Origin of the sequence: Vreelandella piezotolerans, from assembly GCF_012427705.1 — a bacterium.
Classification (GTDB): Bacteria; Pseudomonadota; Gammaproteobacteria; order Pseudomonadales; family Halomonadaceae; genus Vreelandella; species Vreelandella piezotolerans.
Genome location: NZ_CP048602.1, coordinates 2882701 through 2899129 on the forward strand (window position 1 = coordinate 2882701; position 16429 = coordinate 2899129).

The window sequence follows — 16429 nt, forward strand, 5'->3', positions numbered from 1 at the left end:
CCACCCGTCGATGGCAGTCACTGCTAGACTACTACAGACGCTGCGCCACTCGAGGACATACAATGCCCATGCGATACGCCCTGCCCATTCGACCGCAAACGCCACACCCCCGCTCGCTCTGCCATCGCGCCGCTCGCTGGGTGGCCCCTTCTTTAACGGGGCTTCTGCTTGCCAGCGCTGCCCATGCGGACGTCGTTCACCAAGCCCTCGACACCGATCATCTAGCCATCACTATCGAGCGCGTGGCTGATGGCTTCGAGAATCCCTGGGCGGTGGCGTTTTTGCCCGATGGCCGCTACCTGGTCAGCGAGCGCAGCGGGGAGTTGAATCTGGTCGACGCCGAGGGGCGCGTCGAGGAACTGAGCGGCCTGCCCCGCGTCAGCCAAAACGGCCAGGGAGGCCTGCTCGACGTGGCCCTGCACCCTGAGTTCGGCGACGGCGAGCACGATTGGATCTACTTCACCTGGAGCAAGCCAGAAGGCAGCCAAAGCCGCTCGGCGCTGTCGCGCGTCAAGTGGCAAGACGACGCCTTGGGCGACGTCGAGCATTTGTTCGAGCAGGATCGCGCCTCCTCCCCCGGCCGACACTACGGTTCTCGTATGGCGTGGCTCCAGGATGGCACGCTACTGATGAGCATTGGCGACCGTGGCGTCGACCCTTCCCGTGCCCAGGACAGCGGTGACCATGCGGGCTCTACGCTGCGGCTCACCGAAACCGGCGGCGTGCCCGATGACAATCCCTTCGTGGATGACGACGATACGCTGGATGAGATTTACACCCTGGGCAACCGTAATATTCAGGGCATGACCGTGCTAAGTAATGGTGAGTCCTGGGCCACCGAACACGGCCCGCGCACCGGCGATGAATTGAACCAGATCGTGCCTGGCAACAACTACGGCTGGCCGGAGGTGAGCTTGGGCAACGATTATGCCACCAACGAACCCATCGGTGTGGAATCCAAACCCGGCATGGAAGACCCGGTTTACCGCTTCGAGGGGCGCTTTGCCCCTTCTGGCTTGGCCGAAGTGACCAGCGATGCCTTCGCACCGTGGCAAGGTAGCTTGCTGGCGGGCGGCCTGGGCAGTCAAAAGCTGCTGCGCCTCACCCTCGACGAGGGTCAAGTGGCCGATGAAGAGCTGATTCTGGAAGGCGAGATTGGCCGTATCCGCGACGTTCGCCAAGGGCCCGATGAGGCGATTTACTTGCTAACCGACGGTAGCCAGGGCAGCCTTTATCGCTTGACGCCCACACAGCGCTAACCTTGTTCGACTCCCGAGACACCACCAGGAAGCACGATGCGATTACGTAACCTCATCATCTTAACGGTCATCGTGCCGCTCTTCGTGATCCTGGTGGTGTTTAGTCTAGTGGCGATCAAATCGCTGGAAGACAACGTTCGCTCCAAACTGCAAACCGAAGTCGAGATCATTACTCGCGCACTGAGCACGTCGTTGAGCTATGCGGTAGCCCGCGACAGCGCCACCCCGTTGGAAGAGGCGCTGCAGTCGGCGTTTTCGTTTCACCGTATCTATGGCGCTTACGTGTTCGATCCCCAAGGGCGTGAAGTATATGGTTTAGGGTTGGGTAAAGATCTCTTCACGCCAGAAGAGATCCAGCAGGTCATCGAAACCGACGACATGCATAGCAGCTACCGTCAGCAGGAGGGCTGGACCTACTACTCCGCCCTGACGCCGTTGCGCACCCAAGATGGCACGGTGCTGGGCGTGCTGCAGGTCAACCGCCTCAATACCGGCATCGAGAATTACACCGGTTTCATTAGCATCGTGGCGGTGCTGGTCTTCGTCATTGGCGCGGCGGGCATCGTGTTCAGCATTTGGTGGGGGTTTCGTCACTACATCGAGCGGCCGCTCAACCGCCTGCTGCGCGTCATGCTCTTGGTCGAAGATGGTGACCGCAGCCAGCGGGCCACGGCAGATGGCCCCACGGAGTATCGCCGCTTAGCCTCTGGCCTGAATGGCATGCTGGATGCCATGGCCGAAAAAGATCGCGACATCGATGCCCGCCAGCGCCGTGAAATCGAGCTGGAAAAACGCCTGCGCAAATCCAAAAAGCTGGCCGAGCTGGGCGTGCTCGCCGCCGGGGTCGCCCACGAGATCGGTGCCCCGTTGACGGTCATCAACGGTCAAGCCCAACGACTGGCACGCCGCGATACGATTGGCGACGATGAGCGGGCACGGCTGGGCAGGATACGTGGCGAAGTGGAACGTATCGTCGATATCGTCCGTCAATTGATGGAGCTTGGCCGACAACATAACGTAGAGAAAGGACACCAAGCGCTCGATCAGCTTATCATCAGCGCCAGCGAGCTGGTCGAAGAGGAGCTGGAACCACGAAATATCCACTTGGATATTGATCTTCCCACTCCGACACCCCATTTATTGGTCAATGGTCAGCAAATCGTTCAGGTGTTGACCAATTTATTACGCAATGCCGCCCAAGCTCCCCAGGTCAGCCACATTCGTGTGCGCGCGCAGGCACACAGTGAAGAGTTGACCCTTTGGGTTGAAGACGACGGGCCCGGCATACCTGCATCGCACCATCACCAAGTGTTCGATCCTTTTTTCACCACCAAGCCGGTGGGTCAAGGCAGCGGCTTGGGATTATCGATGGTGCACCGCATTATCAACGACCACGGCGGGACGATTGGCGTATTTGACAGCGCACTTGGCGGCGCTGGCTTTGAAATTACGCTGCCCCTTAGTGAAACCGCATCCGCTTGAGGACGACGTTTGTGACCCATCAGGAACACCTTTTACCGTTATTGGTGGTGGAAGATGACGCCGCTATCCGTGAGTTGCTAGAGGAGGAGCTCAACGACGCGGGCTACGACACACTGGGTGTCCCCAGCGCAGAAGAAGCCATTGCCCTACTGAGCCATACGCCGGTGGCGATGATGATCACCGATGTACGGCTACCGGGCATGACCGGCATTCAGTTACTTCAACAGCTCCGCCAGAGCGGCAGCGAGCTAGGCATCATCGTGATTACCGCCTTTGGCACCATCGATCAGGCGGTAGAAGCCCTCAAGCTAGGTGCCGATGACTTTTTGACCAAACCGCTCGATTTGGATGCCATTCGTGACGCCGTTTTTCGCGTACTGGAGCGTCAGCGCTTGTCGCTGTCTCATGATACGGAGCTCAGCCATTTCCACGGCATCGTGGGTAAAAGTCCGGCCATGCAGTCGCTGTTTCACGATGCCTCTCGGTTGGCGAAAAGCGATGCGCCCATTTTGATTCTGGGTGAAAGCGGCACCGGCAAAGAGCTGCTGGCCCGGGCGATCCACCAGGAAAGTAGCCGTCACGACGCGCCCTTCGTGCCCGTGAACTGCGCCAGTATTCCTGCCGATCTGATGGAGAGCGAATTCTTCGGCCACGTAAAAGGCGCTTTCACGGGCGCAAACGAGGCCAGAAAAGGGCTTTTCCAAAGTGCCCAAGGCGGTAGCCTATTCCTCGATGAGATTGGTGAAATGCCGATCAATCTGCAGGCCAAGCTGCTGCGCGCCCTGCAAGAGAAAACCGTACGCCCCGTGGGCGGTGAGCGGGAGGAACCGGTGGATGTGCGCATCATTGCCGCTACGCACCGCCACCTGGAGAAAGAGATCGAGCAGGAGAACTTCCGTAGCGACCTGTTTTACCGCCTGGAAACCTTCTCGCTACGCATTCCACCGCTACGTGAGCGCGGCACGGACATCGAGCACTTGGTGTTCGCCTTGATCGACAAACATGCCGACACCCAAGGGAAACAGATCGAGCAGATCGAGCCAGAGGCCCTCAATAGCCTGTTGAACTACTCCTATCCCGGCAACGTGCGCGAGTTGGAGAACGCGATCATGCGCGCGGTCACGCTCAGCGAAGCAGGCGTGCTACAGCATCAGGATCTCCCCGAGCGCCTGCGCGAACAGTCCGGCCAGCAAAAGAGCAGTACCGACACGACGCCCACGCTAAGCGGGGAGGTACTACCAGGCACGCAAATTCCGGCACCCGCGCCAGCCCGCTGGCCAAGTTTGGAAGAGGTGGAAAAGCGCTATATTCGCAAAGTGTTGGAAGCGACAGGAGGAAATAAACGTCGGACGGCCGAAGTACTAGGCATCGCCCGCCGCACTCTTTACCGGCGTTTGGAAGATAGCGAGGAGTAAGACCAAGCCGGTCGCACTCGCCGACCGGCTTTTTCATGCTTACTCCGGGTCACTCACGCCATCGCCGGGCGACTCACGTGTCGCTTGCCCATCATTCGCCATGGGGCCGGTATCCATGGGCTCTTGAGGTTCGTCGGTCGGTACTTCCGAATCGGTGGTCGGTGCTTCGGAATCACCGCAGCCTGTCAGCACGCCCGCCATGAGCAGTGCGCTCAACAGTAGCGCCGTCCCACGCGCATTGCGTAATCGTGACATCATGTCCATTCTCCTTCCTTGTTCATGGGCTAGCAGCCGCCAAAGCAGCGTCTGCTCCCCCTAACCTTAGCGGCTGACGGGTAACTTGCAACCGCCCAAACTCACCGTCATACGCTTTAAACAAGCAAAAAAAGCCCCCGCGGGCGCGGGGGCGAAAGGATGATAAACCGTGTGGAGCAGCCGCAGGGAACAGACAGCTGGGTCGGCTTACCATCGTAGGGAGCGTTGACGGCTATTGGCCGTTAGTCATGTCGTCTTCATCATCGGTACTGTTAACGTCGTCGGTAGTGGTATCGCTTGCACCGGGCATGGGATCGGTACCTTCACCGAAACCAGGGTTCTCTTCAGGATCATTGACAGCGCCCGTTTGCGTATTCTCACCCGGCATTGGCTCTTGCGTCGCCGCGGGATCTTCGCCTAAGCCCGGGTCTTCATTCATCGGCTCGTCTGCCATGGTAGGCTCGTTACCGGAAGCCGGAGCCGTCGTGGTCGTCGCGTCCTGCTCCATGGTGTCAGGTTGCTGCGCCGGGGGCATTTCCTCTTCGCCGTTGCCACACCCCGCCAGGGCCAAGGTGCTAACGGTTGCGGCTAACATGCACAGTGTCAGCACACGTGGACGCTTGCGCGATTGGCTCACTTGTTTATCCATAAAGATTGCCTCCTTTTTCGACTAACGTGCTTGCGTCACTTGCCAAGCTTTTCTAGAAAGATAATTTCACACTTCGTGCCAACATTGAAAAAAAATAAATTTATGTTTTAAAAAACAGCAACTTATTAAAAAATCGTAGCCACCATTCGCTGTCACGACAGGGTCATGGGTGGGGGTTCAAAATGGCACATGTGGCGTAAATTGCCGGGGTGAGCAGGAGCGTTGTGGCACATCCTGCTCACTTATGTATAATAATTTGTAATAACTTGTTAAATATAATCTTAACTCCTACTTATGAACCGTTTTGTGTCGCTGCTTGCAGGAAGCACGTCTAGGCCGCAGGTAAGCGCGTTGAGTAACGACACAAGGCTGCTCATTCAATCAAAAGGCACCGCTGATGGACGAGACACGCCCTGTCAAAATTCAGGTACGCGGCTTGAGCAAGGTCTTTGGTAAACAGCCCAAAAAAGCTCTCGAGTTACGCGACCAGGGCCTCAAACGCCCTGAGATTCTCGAAAAAACTGGCCAAACCCTCGGCCTTTCCGATATCTCCTTCGACGTCTACGAAGGTGAACTACTGGTCATCATGGGCCTGTCTGGCTCGGGTAAATCCACGCTGATTCGCTGCTTGAATCGCCTGATCGATACGACCGAAGGCGAGATCATCATCGACGGAGAGAACATCCCCACGTTGGGTGAGAAAGCGCTGCTGGAGTGCCGCCGCCGTCATTTCTCGATGGTGTTTCAAAACTTCGCGCTTTTCCCTCACCGGACGGTACAACAGAACGCCGAATTTGGTTTGGAGATTCGCGGGGTAGAGAAGTCCGAGCGGCAGTCGATCGCCCACAACGCGCTCAAGCAGGTGGGCTTGGAAGGCTGGGAAGATGCCTACCCCAACCAGCTATCGGGCGGTATGCAGCAGCGTGTAGGACTTGCCCGCGCACTGGCCAACGATGCCAGCGTACTGCTCATGGACGAGGCCTTCTCAGCCCTTGATCCGCTCATCCGCAAGGACATGCAGCAAGAGCTTCTGCAGCTGCAAACCAAAATGCAGAAGACTACCGTCTTCATTACTCACGACTTGGATGAGGCGCTCAATATCGGCGACCGCATCGTGCTGCTGAAAGATGGCGAGGTGGTGCAGATCGGTACGCCCGAGGAGATTTTGACCAAGCCTGCCGATGATTACGTGCGCCGCTTCATCGAAGGGGTCGATCGTTCTCGTATCTTGACCGCCGAAAGCGCCATGCGCCCGGTGCGCACCACCGCCCGCGACAGCGACGGCCCGCGTACGGCACTGCACCGCATGCGTGATCACAGCATCGACTCCATCTATGTGACCGACCGTGACCGCCAGCTATTGGGCTTGCTGGAGGCCGACGCTGCTAGCCGTGCCATCGAGGAGAAAGCCGACACCATCACCGATTACCTGACCCAAGATTTCCGCAAAGTGCCGCCAGACGAGCCGCTGCAGCACCTCTTCGCCATGTTCAGCGAGAAGAGCTACCCCATTGCCGTGGTCGATGAGCAGCAGCGCCTATTGGGCGTCGTGGTAAAAGGCGCAGTCCTGGATGAACTGGCACGAGCAGGAGAACAGTAATGGAGATAACACGCATTCCTTTAGGTAGTTGGATTGAATCCGGCCTGACATGGCTGACCAGCGAATACTCCGCCGTGACGCGCGGCATTTCGCGTATTACGCAAACCGGCATCAATAGTTTGAACGATAGCCTGATGTGGTTGCCCGAGTGGGCGTTGCTGGCGATCATTGCCCTGCTGTGCTGGAAACTGGCCAGCATGCGCTTGGCGATTGGCGCCACGGCTGGGCTTGCGTTGATCTGGAACCTAGGGCTTTGGAACCCGATGATCGAAACGCTGACGCTGGTGGTGATTGCCACACTAGTGGCGGTGGTCATCGCGCTGCCCGTAGGCATCGCCGCGGCGCTTTCCGAGCGACTCTACCGGCTGATCATGCCCGTGCTGGACTTCATGCAGACCATGCCCGCGTTCGTGTACCTGATCCCTGCCATCCCGTTTTTCGGCATTGGCTCGGTGTCGGCGATTTTTGCCACGGTCATCTTCTCCATGCCGCCCGCCATTCGCTTTACTACACTAGGCATCCGCCAAGTGCCGACCGAACTCATCGAAGCTGCCGACGCCTACGGTGCCACGCGAGGCCAAAAACTGTTCAAAGTGCAGTTGCCGCTGTCGCTGCCCACGGTGATGGCGGGCATCAACCAAACCATCATGCTGGCCCTGTCGATGGTGGTCATTGCCGCCATGATTGGCGCCGATGGTTTGGGTAGCGAAGTCTGGCGTGCCATCCAGCGCTTGCGTCCAGGGGATGGCTTCGAGGCCGGGATTGCCGTGGTCATTCTAGCCATGCTGCTGGACCGTCTGACGCAGTCGCTGCGCAAATCGCGCCGCTCGCCTTAGCATTGAGCGCTGCGTTGATTGGCATGCTTGAACCACCGGTCATGAATGACCATGCTGATCGATTCAAGCGATCATTAAGGTCAAGACCTTGAAGTAAGCAAAGAACGACCTCTTCATACCGCAGTGGCAAGTGCCACTGCCCATCAACAGGGAGCAAGTGAATGAAAACGCGTACGTTGAATCACCGCATCCGTCTCGCCTCTTTGGCCCTGGTCGCGGGTACCGGGCTAGCCGCTGGCAGCCTGGCCCACGCCCAAGATCAAGGCACGGTCAACTTGGCCTATGTCGAGTGGTCCTCTGAAGTCGCTTCCACTAACGTCATTGCTGCGGTTCTCGAGCAGGCAGGGTTCGAGGTGGAACTGACCTCGCTGTCCGCAGCGGCCATGTTCCAAGCCCTCTCCACGGGTGATGCCGATGCCATCGTCGCCGCCTGGCTGCCGACGACCCACGCAGACTACATGGAGCGTGTCGGTGACAATACCGAAGACTTAGGCCCCAATCTGGATGGCACCAAACTCGGCTTGGTCGTACCTGAGTACACCGACGTGGACTCCATCGCCGATCTGAACGACAACGCCGACAGCTTCAACGGCGAGATCATCGGTATTGACCCCGGTGCTGGCCTGATGGCACTCACCGAAGAGGTCGTGGATACCTATGACCTCGGGCTGAACCTGCGCAGCGGCAGCGGTGCCACCATGACGGCTGCTTTGGCCAGCGCCATCCAAAACGAAGAGGATGTGGTCGTCACTGGCTGGACGCCGCATTGGATGTTTGCTCGGTTCGATCTGAAATACCTCGAAGACCCAGAAAACGTCTACGGCGGTGCCGAGCAGATCCATACCGTCGTACGTAGCGGTCTGGAAGAAGACATGCCAGAAGCCTACGCCATTCTGGATGCCTTCGAGTGGACGCCCGAGCAGATGGGCGAGGTGATGCTGATGAACCAAGAAGATGGCAGCGACCCCTACGAAAATGCCAAGCAGTGGGTAGAAGAGAACCAAGACGTGGTCGAGCAGTGGCTCAACGGCTAGTCATACTCTGCCCCGAGCGTTAAATGACAGAGGGCTTCGGCCCTCTGTCGTCGTTGTAAATGTGACGTTTTTTCGTGCTAACGTGCCCGCGCGTTGAACAAAGATTAAGCAACGTTTGCTACTGTTACTGATGTAATACACGCCTGCTAATGCATTTGTGATTGGCCAGAAGGTAACTGCTGGTCCATCCAGGTGCGTTTGGCGGTTTCTGTCCGACATGGAGAGGCTCCCGTGGATAATCCTGACTCTAAGCGTCCCGCTGATGAGCCGGTATCAGAAGGCATCCCCGCCCCTGATGGCCCGGCTAACCTGATCGATACCGATTACGTGATCGGCCAAGACAACATTACGACGAGTGCAATGGGCTTCAACCTTGACCTACACGGCAAGGTATTCACCATTTCGTCACTCGTGGTGCTGCTGTTCGTCATACTCACCTTGGCACTGCAAGATACGATTTCGCCGATCTACGACGCCGTTTTTGGCTTCCTGACCGGCAATCTGGCTTGGTTCTTCATTTTGGCCGCCAATATCTTCGTCATTCTTTGCCTGGGTTTGATCGTCTCTCCCCTGGGTAAAATCCGCATTGGCGGGGCAGATGCCAAGCCGGACTTTACCTATGCCGGCTGGTTTTCGATGCTGTTCGCCGCCGGTATGGGCATTGGGCTAATGTTCTTTGGCGTCAATGAGCCGCTGACCCACTTCGGCACCTCTTTGGATGGTGGCGACTGGGCACCGCTGGCTGGCGCTGAGGGCGATACGGCAGGCGCAGCGGCGCTGGGCATGGCGGCAACGATCTTCCACTGGGGTCTGCATCCGTGGGCGATTTATGCCGTGGTGGCTCTGTCATTGGCGCTATTCTCGTTCAACAAAGGCTTGCCGCTCTCCATGCGCTCGGTGTTCTACCCGCTACTGGGTGAACGCGTTTGGGGTTGGCCGGGCCACTTGATCGACATTCTGGCAGTGTTTGCCACACTGTTTGGTCTGGCCACGTCACTGGGGCTGGGCGCTACCCAGGCCGCTGCTGGCTTGACCTATCTGTTTGGCGCGCCGGAAAGTGATATCACGATGATTCTGCTCATCATCGGTATCACGATGATAGCGATTGGCTCGATCGTTGCCGGTGTCGACAAGGGCGTACAGCTGCTGTCGAAAATCAACATCGCCATGGCTGCCGCGCTGCTGTTCTTCGTGATCGGTGTCGGCCCGACGCTGCTGATCGCGACCGGCTTTTTCGAGAACCTATTGAGCTACGTGGTTCATCTTCCGGCGCTGTCGAACCCCTTTGGCCGTGAAGACGCGAACTTTAGCCAAGGCTGGACGGCCTTCTACTGGGCATGGTGGATCTCCTGGTCTCCGTACGTCGGCATGTTCATTGCGCGGGTATCCCGCGGCCGTACCGTACGTGAGTTCCTGGTCTCCGTGCTGATCGTGCCGTCCGTCGTTTCGGTACTGTGGATGACGACCTTCGGTGGCACCGCCATCGATCAGTACGTCAGCCAAGGCATCGAGGCCGTGCGCGACGCAGGCGTGGATCTGCAGCTGTTCATCATGCTCGAGCAACTGCCGCTGTCACAGATCACCTCGTTCATCGCCATCGTGCTGGTCATCGTGTTCTTCGTGACCTCGTCGGATTCTGGCTCGCTGGTCATCGATTCCATTACCGCAGGTGGCAAGGTCGATGCACCGAAACCGCAGCGTGTGTTCTGGGCGATCATCGAAGGCGCGATTGCCATTGCACTGCTGCTGGGGGGCGGTTTGACCGCGCTGCAAACCATGGCCGTGTCGACCGGGTTCCCGTTCACCATCATTCTACTGGTGGCCTGCTACGCCATCATCAAAGGCTTGATGAGCGAACCCAAAGCAGTGTAAGTAGCAGCTTCAACTCGGCAAGACGTCAACGGGCAGCCCAAGGGCTGCCCGTTTTATTATGCAAAGAAGGTGCGAGCGCTAACACCACAGCGCTTTTAAAGGCGTCTCAGGGCTATAGCGATTGGCGATTTGCGCCTGCAAAAGCTCGGCAGTGGCCAGAGCATCAATGAGCGCATGGTGGCCTTGGTAAACGGGTAAGCCGTAGCGCTCGCGGCTGGCGTTGAGGCGAATCGATACCGGCGGACGACCCAGCCAGCGGCGAAAGCGGGCCCACAGTGTTTGTCGATGCAACCGCGCTTCCAGCGACATGGTATCGATCATGGGAAACAACACTCCCTCACCACGGCGCGCCTTCACCGCCGCATCGAGAAAAGGTCGCTCGATATTACGAAAGTGAACCACCACGACCCGCCCGGCCAACACCGTCAACAGCTCGTCTAGCACGCTATCCAAGTCTGGCGCATCGGCAATCTCCGAGTGCGTGATGTGGTGATACGCTATCGAGTCCTCATCTAACGGACGGGGCGGTTTCACTACCCAGTAACGGCGCTGAGCCATGGATATACGCCCTAACGTAAACGGCACGACGCCAATACTGACGATCGCATGGCGTCGCTCATCGAGTCCGGTGGTTTCCATATCCAGCGCGACGAGCGGCACCTCGGACAGCGGCGTCTCGGAATCAGGCATCGGCGTATCGAAAAAGCGTATCAAGGTGTCATCTTTGGCCCGCTCGGCCCGAGCGGCCATATAGCCCTTCCAATCGGCTTGAGTGACCTTTTGGCGCGGACGAATACCGTGCATATCAGCGCCTCTGCCGTTGGGTGGGAACGGGGTAGCGGAACTTCAAAAATTTCTGAGCATTGCTCAACACCTGAAAAGCATCCTTTAGGGTGTGCCGTTCGCTGTCTTCTACGTTCTCCGGCTCGATATTATTGTCCGGCTCACGCTCCTCCTGCAGGTCGATCATTTGGTGACGGATCCGCGACATGCACAAGAACTCGAGCGCATAGCTGAGTTTGTCACTCACCCCGGTGGCTAGCAGCTGGGTTTTGCTGATGTCGTCCAACCGTTGAAAGGAGCTTTGCGCTTTAGAACCACAGGCCAAGGCATGCACACGAATCAAATCTACCATCGGCGCCGTGCCGCGTCGCTTGAGGTTGATGGAGTTGTTGTGCTTGCCATCTTTTTCCATGACGATAGTGCGGAAAAAGCCCAAAGGTGGGGTGCGATTGAGCGCATTACGCGCCATGGCCGCCAGGAACAGCGGTGATTTGGGAGCCGTTTGGGCAATTAAATCCTGCAGCGTTTCAACGAACAGGTCCTCCCCGTAAACACTATCGAGATCGAAAAAGATCGAGCTGTGCAGCAGCTTCTCGGGCGTTGGGTTCGCCATCCAGTCCTGGAAGTAGCGCTTCCATACCGCCAACGGCTGACGCCACTGCCGGTTGGTCGCCATGACATCCCCTTTGCAGTACGTATAGCCACAGGCGGCAAGGCCGTCGCTGACGAACGCGGCCAACGCATGGAAGTACTCATCATGCTCTTCGGCAACGAAGTCATCGGAGAGAATCAGCGCGTTATCCTGATCCGTGACGATGCTCTGCTCGTTACGCGCCATGGAGCCATTGACCATGAAGCAGTAGGGTACCGGCGGCGGACCCAACGTATCTTCTGCCAACTCCAGCAGTCGGCGGGTGAAGCTGCGGCCGATGGTAGAGAGCGCGCTGCCCACCATTTGCGAGTTTGCGCCCTCCTGCACCATGCGTACGAACGCTGCTCGAACGTCGGGCGCCAGTTTGGCAAGCCCTTGTGCACTGGACTGGTTGAAGATATTGCTCACCAGGTAGAGTCCGCTGTGCGTTTCGTAGCGAATGATATCGGATAGGTGCACCACACCCACCGGGCGCTGGCGGTAGAGTACCGGGAGGTGATGGACGTTGCTACGCAGCATGGTCAGCATCGCTTCATACACGGATGCATCGGACTGGACGGTAATCAGCCGCTCGGAGATGACCTCTCCCACAGGGGTGCTGGGCGATAGCCCCTCGGCCACGACCCGCGTGCGGAAATCGCTATCGGTGAGAATACCGCACATCTGCCAAATTTGGCCTTCGCTATCCTGAAAGCTATAGCGAGGGTTATCGCTCCCCTCTTTGATGACCAACACCGCAGACGCCTGGGCATCGATAATTTGCCTAGCCGCCTGCTGGACACTCGTCGTCGCCTCCACCATGACCGGATAGCGGGTGACCAGTTTGCGAATACGCGTCACCATCATGTCGTTCGACTTCTTCTGCTGCTCTGCGGCAGTCTCTAAGCGTGGGCGCTCGAGTTCGACGAAGTCGGCAAAGTCATCGTCCTCTTCACATAGGCGCTGAAATACCGCGTCGGGAATAAAGTAAATCAGCGTGTCTTCAATGGCTTTGGCAGGAAAGCGAACCTTGTGATTTCGCAGCAGGCTGAAGTGACCAAAAATATCGCCCTCGCCCAAGCGGTTGTAGAGCTCTCCTTGGCGACGATACACCTCGACCGCGCCGCTGCGGATGTAGCAAAGCTCGTCGAGGGTATCGTTGAGCGCCAGAATATCGCTGCCCGTTTTGAAGTAGCTTACCTCTACCTGCTCGGCAATCGCATCCAGCAGTTCATCCGATAAGCCATCAAACGGGGGAAACTGCCCCATGTGCTGGCGTATTTCTAATAACTCGACGTCCATACGCTCTCCTGCTGGGCGCTGACTCTGTTGAACGGACGGTGCTTTGATGCATCATGGGACGACAATAGGCCGTCCTGGTCTCAGTGTGTCGTGAACATGCACCTTGGACAACCCTTTGAGGTGAAACGAAAGTGCCGGACTCAATGACCCGCACAAAAAAAGCCCAACGCATGTACGTTGGGCTTTGGTCGGCTTGCGGCGTGACAGTTACTTCGCACTTTAAGGAAAATCTGGCACTATCCACATAGCCTTGGGTATAACATTCAATTCATGGCCTTTACGACTGGCTAGCCATTTCCTGAACGCGCTGCATCATTTCTGGATCTTGCTGGATGGACTGACCAATTGCGTTGAACGTATCGACATCCAAGCCGCTATCTTCGACGACTTCGATCATGCGGTCGTTAGCTTCAGCGCGTACTTCCTGTTGTGCGGCTTCGTCTTCTGCTTCCTGCAGACGCTGTGTGTACTCTTGCGAGATCACGGCGATTTCTTGAGAAGCATCGGCGAACTGCTGTAGCTGCTGATCAGAAAAATCCTGAGTCGGGGCTTGTTGAGTAGCCATTGGGTCCTGCGCTTGACCGTCGGCTTGTTGGGCGTGAGCGGTGCCCGCCATCAGACCCGTCGCAAGAAGTGCAGCAGAGAACAAAGCAGTCATACGTTGCATGGTAAGAAACCTCATTGGCGCGTTATGAATGTGCCCAGTGTGACGCGTCGTTTGGGCGCTGGTTCAATCTTTTATGTAAAACTCAGTAACAAAAAGAACAAAGCGTAAGTCACCCAACTCACGAATCATGCTACTCCAGGAAGATTATGTCTATTAATTTCAGAAAGTTAACAGATAAGGACGCTGCCTCCCTTGGTTTGACTGCCATGCCAGGCCTGTTCGTTCTGTTGTGGAGTACTGGCTTTATTGGCGCAAAATTTGGCCTCCCCTACGCCGAACCCTTCACCTTTTTGTTCATCCGTTTCGTACTCACCCTACTGCTACTGACTCCCTTGATATGGGTAATGCGTATTTCTTGGCCTTCATCACCTACGTTATGGAAACATATTGCGGTATCGGGTTTGCTGGTCCATGGCACCTACTTAGGCGGTGTATTTTACGGTATCTATTTGGGCATGCCTGCAGGTCTGGCTGCGCTCTTGGTCGGCCTGCAGCCACTCCTCACCGCCGCCTGCGCAGGACCGCTGCTCGGCGAGCGGTTGACCAGACGGCAGTGGTTAGGCCTGTTGTTGGGATTGGTCGGCATCAGCTTGGTACTGGGCAGTAAGCTGGAGCTCGGCAGCACGCTCTTTAGCGGCTTCGGGATGGGTGCGTTGGTGAGCGTGATGGCCGCCCTAGTGGGTATCTCGCTTGGCACCCTATACCAAAAGCGCTACTGCACCAGCATGCCACTGCTGTCGGGCGCAGCGATCCAGTACATGGCGGCAGGTGGACTGTTGGGCATTGGCGCCCTACTGTTCGAAAGCCGCGAGGTGGAGTGGAGCTCAACGTTCATACTCACGCTTGGCTGGCTCGTGCTGATTCTCTCAATTGCCGCTATCCTGCTATTGATGGCCTTGATAAAGAAGGGGGAGGCTTCTCGTGTAGCGAGTCTCTTTTATCTGGTGCCTCCAGTCACGGCGCTTCAGGCGTGGTGGCTATTCGATGAGCGTTTGCCGCTGCTGGGATTGGCAGGCATGGTCATTGCCATTATCGGTGTGGTCATGGTGGTACGCCCCTCGACGACATAATTCGATACGAAAAAAACGAATCTTCCAGGGCTTGGAAAAAATGACTGCACAACCTCACTGCGCCAGGGTCGACGGCGTTTGCAACCGATGCGACACCCCAGTTCCCTTTGCGTTTACGATGGCCTTTCAACCCATTGTCGATGTTTCCCAACGACGAGTGGTGTATTACGAAGCATTGGTGCGCGGAGTTAACGGCGAATCGGCCTTTTCGATCCTGAATCAAGTGACCGATGAGCTGATGTATCGCTTCGACCAAGCCTGTCGCGTAAAGGCCATCGAGCTTGCCAGCGAACTGGGCATGACCGAGCGGCTGTCGATCAATTTTTTACCGAATGCCGTGTACGAACCGGAGGCGTGCATTCAGTCCACGCTAGACACGTCACGCCGCGTGGGCTGGCCCACCGAGCGGCTTAACTTCGAAATCACCGAAACTGAGCGTGTCGTCGACAGAGCGCATATGCGTAATATTATCGATAGCTATCGACGGATGGGGTTTACCACCTCGCTAGATGACTTCGGCAATGGCTACGCCAACTTGGATTTGTTGACCGACCTTCGCCCCGACACCCTCAAAATCGACCGCGAGCTGGTCATGGGCTGCGATAGCAACGTGCGTCGTCAGGCCATTCTCAAGAGCATGGTGTCATTGGCACGCACCCTAGGCACACAGCTCGTCGCCGAAGGGGTCGAAACCCGAGAAGAGTCCCGCTGCCTGCTGGCGCTAGGCATTTCCGTGCAGCAAGGTTACTACTTTGCGCGCCCTCAGATCGGCGAACTGCCTACCGTGGCACCCGTGCGATACGACTGAGCCAAGCGGCTCAGTCAAACGCCCACCTCATTGCCTCTACGCTCATAGCCGCTCCAAGTAGGCCGTGCCGCCTAAATTGCGCATCTGCTGACGAATCCATTGGCTGCGACGCTCGACCTGGGCGTCGGGCCGGGAAGCGCTGCGAGTGCGTGGGCTGGGTAGTATGGCGGCCAACAAACTAGCCTGACGCTCGGTCAACGCGCTGCCTGAAGCACCGAAGTAGTGATTGGCCGCCGCTTCCAAACCGAACACGCCGGTATCCCACTCGGCGACGTTGAGATACACCTCTAGAATTCGCTGTTTCCCCCAGAGCGTTTCGATCAACAGAGTGAACCACGCTTCTAGCCCTTTACGCACCCAGCTACGCCCGGTCCATAGAAACACGTTTTTGGCAGTCTGCTGGCTCAGGGTACTGGCGCCGCGCAGCCGCTCACCGTCTCGACTTGCTTCCCAGGCGCGACGCATTTCGACGAAATCGAACCCGCGATGCTGGGGGAACCGCTGATCCTCTGCGGAGATCACCGCCAGTTTGGCATTGCTAGACAGTTGCTCCCAACTACGCCACTGACGCTGAATGTCGATGGGCTCACTGTTGATCCAGCTCTGCACTTTACGCTCGACCATCACCATGGAGCCAGGCGGCGGTACGAAACGAAATAGCAGCACCAACGCCACGGAGAGCACCACGAACCCCAGCGCACCACGCCAGACAAGCCGCCATAGCAGACGAAGAAAACGGCGCAGCGCGCGATCGAGCATCTCGGAA

The 16429-nt window shown here is 57.4% G+C and carries 15 protein-coding genes; 9 read left to right on the forward strand and 6 right to left on the reverse strand.

The genetic code is table 11. The features are described from left to right. The first annotated feature begins 68 nt into the window (after positions 1 to 68). From GYM47_RS13195 to GYM47_RS13205, 3 genes are read left to right on the forward strand one after another with little or no spacing between them, the layout of a single operon-like run. Positions 69 to 1259 (forward strand): PQQ-dependent sugar dehydrogenase, encoded by a 1191-nt coding sequence (locus GYM47_RS13195; RefSeq protein ID WP_153842718.1) that lies wholly within the window; start codon positions 69 to 71, stop codon positions 1257 to 1259. A 36-nt stretch (positions 1260 to 1295) separates the two neighbouring features. Continuing rightward, positions 1296 to 2741 carry a sensor histidine kinase gene (locus GYM47_RS13200; protein WP_139526539.1) on the forward strand — a complete coding sequence of 482 codons (1446 nt, stop codon included), beginning with the start codon at positions 1296 to 1298 and terminating at the stop codon, positions 2739 to 2741. 11 nt (positions 2742 to 2752) lie between these two features. Further along, positions 2753 to 4156, forward strand: coding sequence for a sigma-54-dependent transcriptional regulator (locus GYM47_RS13205; RefSeq protein WP_153842613.1), 1404 nt, complete (start codon positions 2753 to 2755; stop codon positions 4154 to 4156). A gap of 39 nt (positions 4157 to 4195) precedes the next feature. On the opposite strand, the gene GYM47_RS13210 is transcribed toward GYM47_RS13205, so the two are convergent. Next, positions 4196 to 4414, reverse strand: a complete 219-nt coding sequence (locus GYM47_RS13210; RefSeq protein WP_139526537.1) for a hypothetical protein — start codon at positions 4412 to 4414, stop codon at positions 4196 to 4198. A 229-nt stretch (positions 4415 to 4643) separates the two neighbouring features. After that, a complete protein-coding gene (locus GYM47_RS13215; RefSeq protein ID WP_153842612.1) occupies positions 4644 to 5060 on the reverse strand; it encodes a hypothetical protein in 417 nt (138 codons plus the stop codon). Positions 5061 to 5457: 397 nt separating this feature from the next. On the opposite strand from GYM47_RS13215, the gene GYM47_RS13220 reads away from it, so the two are divergent. The 4 genes from GYM47_RS13220 to GYM47_RS13235 all read left to right on the forward strand — a co-directional run bounded on the left by GYM47_RS13220 (position 5458) and on the right by GYM47_RS13235 (position 10402). Then, complete coding sequence (locus tag GYM47_RS13220) at positions 5458 to 6660, forward strand: quaternary amine ABC transporter ATP-binding protein (protein ID WP_139526535.1); 1203 nt, start codon at positions 5458 to 5460, stop codon at positions 6658 to 6660. Further along, positions 6660 to 7496, forward strand: a complete 837-nt coding sequence (locus GYM47_RS13225) for an ABC transporter permease (protein WP_153842611.1) — start codon at positions 6660 to 6662, stop codon at positions 7494 to 7496. Before GYM47_RS13220 ends, GYM47_RS13225 begins: the two co-directional genes overlap by 1 nt. 161 nt (positions 7497 to 7657) lie before the next feature. After that, positions 7658 to 8530 carry a glycine betaine ABC transporter substrate-binding protein gene (locus tag GYM47_RS13230; RefSeq protein WP_153842610.1) on the forward strand — a complete coding sequence of 291 codons (873 nt, stop codon included), beginning with the start codon at positions 7658 to 7660 and terminating at the stop codon, positions 8528 to 8530. A 231-nt stretch (positions 8531 to 8761) separates the two neighbouring features. Continuing rightward, on the forward strand, positions 8762 to 10402 hold the full coding sequence (locus GYM47_RS13235; protein WP_139526532.1) for a BCCT family transporter: 1641 nt from the start codon (positions 8762 to 8764) through the stop codon (positions 10400 to 10402). Positions 10403 to 10480: 78 nt separating this feature from the next. Here GYM47_RS13235 and GYM47_RS13240 read toward each other — a convergent pair whose 3' ends face one another. From GYM47_RS13240 to GYM47_RS13250, 3 genes are all read right to left on the reverse strand, one after another. Continuing rightward, positions 10481 to 11206, reverse strand: coding sequence for a 3'-5' exonuclease (locus tag GYM47_RS13240; RefSeq protein WP_153842609.1), 726 nt, complete (start codon positions 11204 to 11206; stop codon positions 10481 to 10483). Between the two features lies 1 nt (position 11207). After that, the gene (locus GYM47_RS13245) at positions 11208 to 13118 is read right to left on the reverse strand and encodes a DUF294 nucleotidyltransferase-like domain-containing protein (RefSeq protein WP_139526530.1); all 1911 of its coding nucleotides are present in this window, start codon (positions 13116 to 13118) and stop codon (positions 11208 to 11210) included. Between the two features lie 277 nt (positions 13119 to 13395). Next, positions 13396 to 13785, reverse strand: a complete 390-nt coding sequence (locus GYM47_RS13250; RefSeq protein ID WP_139526529.1) for a DUF4168 domain-containing protein — start codon at positions 13783 to 13785, stop codon at positions 13396 to 13398. A gap of 146 nt (positions 13786 to 13931) precedes the next feature. Here GYM47_RS13250 and GYM47_RS13255 point away from each other — a divergent pair, with 146 nt between their 5' ends. Next, the gene (locus GYM47_RS13255; protein ID WP_153842608.1) at positions 13932 to 14855 is read left to right on the forward strand and encodes a DMT family transporter; all 924 of its coding nucleotides are present in this window, start codon (positions 13932 to 13934) and stop codon (positions 14853 to 14855) included. 40 nt (positions 14856 to 14895) lie between these two features. Next, entirely contained in the window at positions 14896 to 15663 is a 768-nt protein-coding gene (locus tag GYM47_RS13260; protein ID WP_457853313.1) for an EAL domain-containing protein, read from the forward strand. Between the two features lie 42 nt (positions 15664 to 15705). Here the strand turns inward: GYM47_RS13260 and mtgA are convergent, their stop codons facing one another. Then, complete coding sequence (gene mtgA / locus GYM47_RS13265; RefSeq protein ID WP_153842607.1) at positions 15706 to 16422, reverse strand: monofunctional biosynthetic peptidoglycan transglycosylase; 717 nt, start codon at positions 16420 to 16422, stop codon at positions 15706 to 15708. Positions 16423 to 16429 lie beyond the last annotated feature (7 nt).

Coding starts and splice junctions, on each gene's coding strand:
- GYM47_RS13195 (WP_153842718.1), top strand. CDS start 69: ATGCGATACGCCCTGCCCATTCGACCGCAAACGCCACACCCCCGCTCG.
- GYM47_RS13200 (WP_139526539.1), top strand. CDS start 1,296: ATGCGATTACGTAACCTCATCATCTTAACGGTCATCGTGCCGCTCTTC.
- GYM47_RS13210 (WP_139526537.1), bottom strand. CDS start 4,414: ATGATGTCACGATTACGCAATGCGCGTGGGACGGCGCTACTGTTGAGC.
- GYM47_RS13215 (WP_153842612.1), bottom strand. CDS start 5,060: ATGGATAAACAAGTGAGCCAATCGCGCAAGCGTCCACGTGTGCTGACA.
- GYM47_RS13220 (WP_139526535.1), top strand. CDS start 5,458: ATGGACGAGACACGCCCTGTCAAAATTCAGGTACGCGGCTTGAGCAAG.
- GYM47_RS13225 (WP_153842611.1), top strand. CDS start 6,660: ATGGAGATAACACGCATTCCTTTAGGTAGTTGGATTGAATCCGGCCTG.
- GYM47_RS13230 (WP_153842610.1), top strand. CDS start 7,658: ATGAAAACGCGTACGTTGAATCACCGCATCCGTCTCGCCTCTTTGGCC.
- GYM47_RS13240 (WP_153842609.1), bottom strand. CDS start 11,206: ATGCACGGTATTCGTCCGCGCCAAAAGGTCACTCAAGCCGATTGGAAG.
- GYM47_RS13245 (WP_139526530.1), bottom strand. CDS start 13,118: ATGGACGTCGAGTTATTAGAAATACGCCAGCACATGGGGCAGTTTCCC.
- GYM47_RS13250 (WP_139526529.1), bottom strand. CDS start 13,785: ATGCAACGTATGACTGCTTTGTTCTCTGCTGCACTTCTTGCGACGGGT.
- GYM47_RS13255 (WP_153842608.1), top strand. CDS start 13,932: ATGTCTATTAATTTCAGAAAGTTAACAGATAAGGACGCTGCCTCCCTT.
- GYM47_RS13260 (WP_457853313.1), top strand. CDS start 14,896: ATGACTGCACAACCTCACTGCGCCAGGGTCGACGGCGTTTGCAACCGA.
- mtgA (WP_153842607.1), bottom strand. CDS start 16,422: ATGCTCGATCGCGCGCTGCGCCGTTTTCTTCGTCTGCTATGGCGGCTT.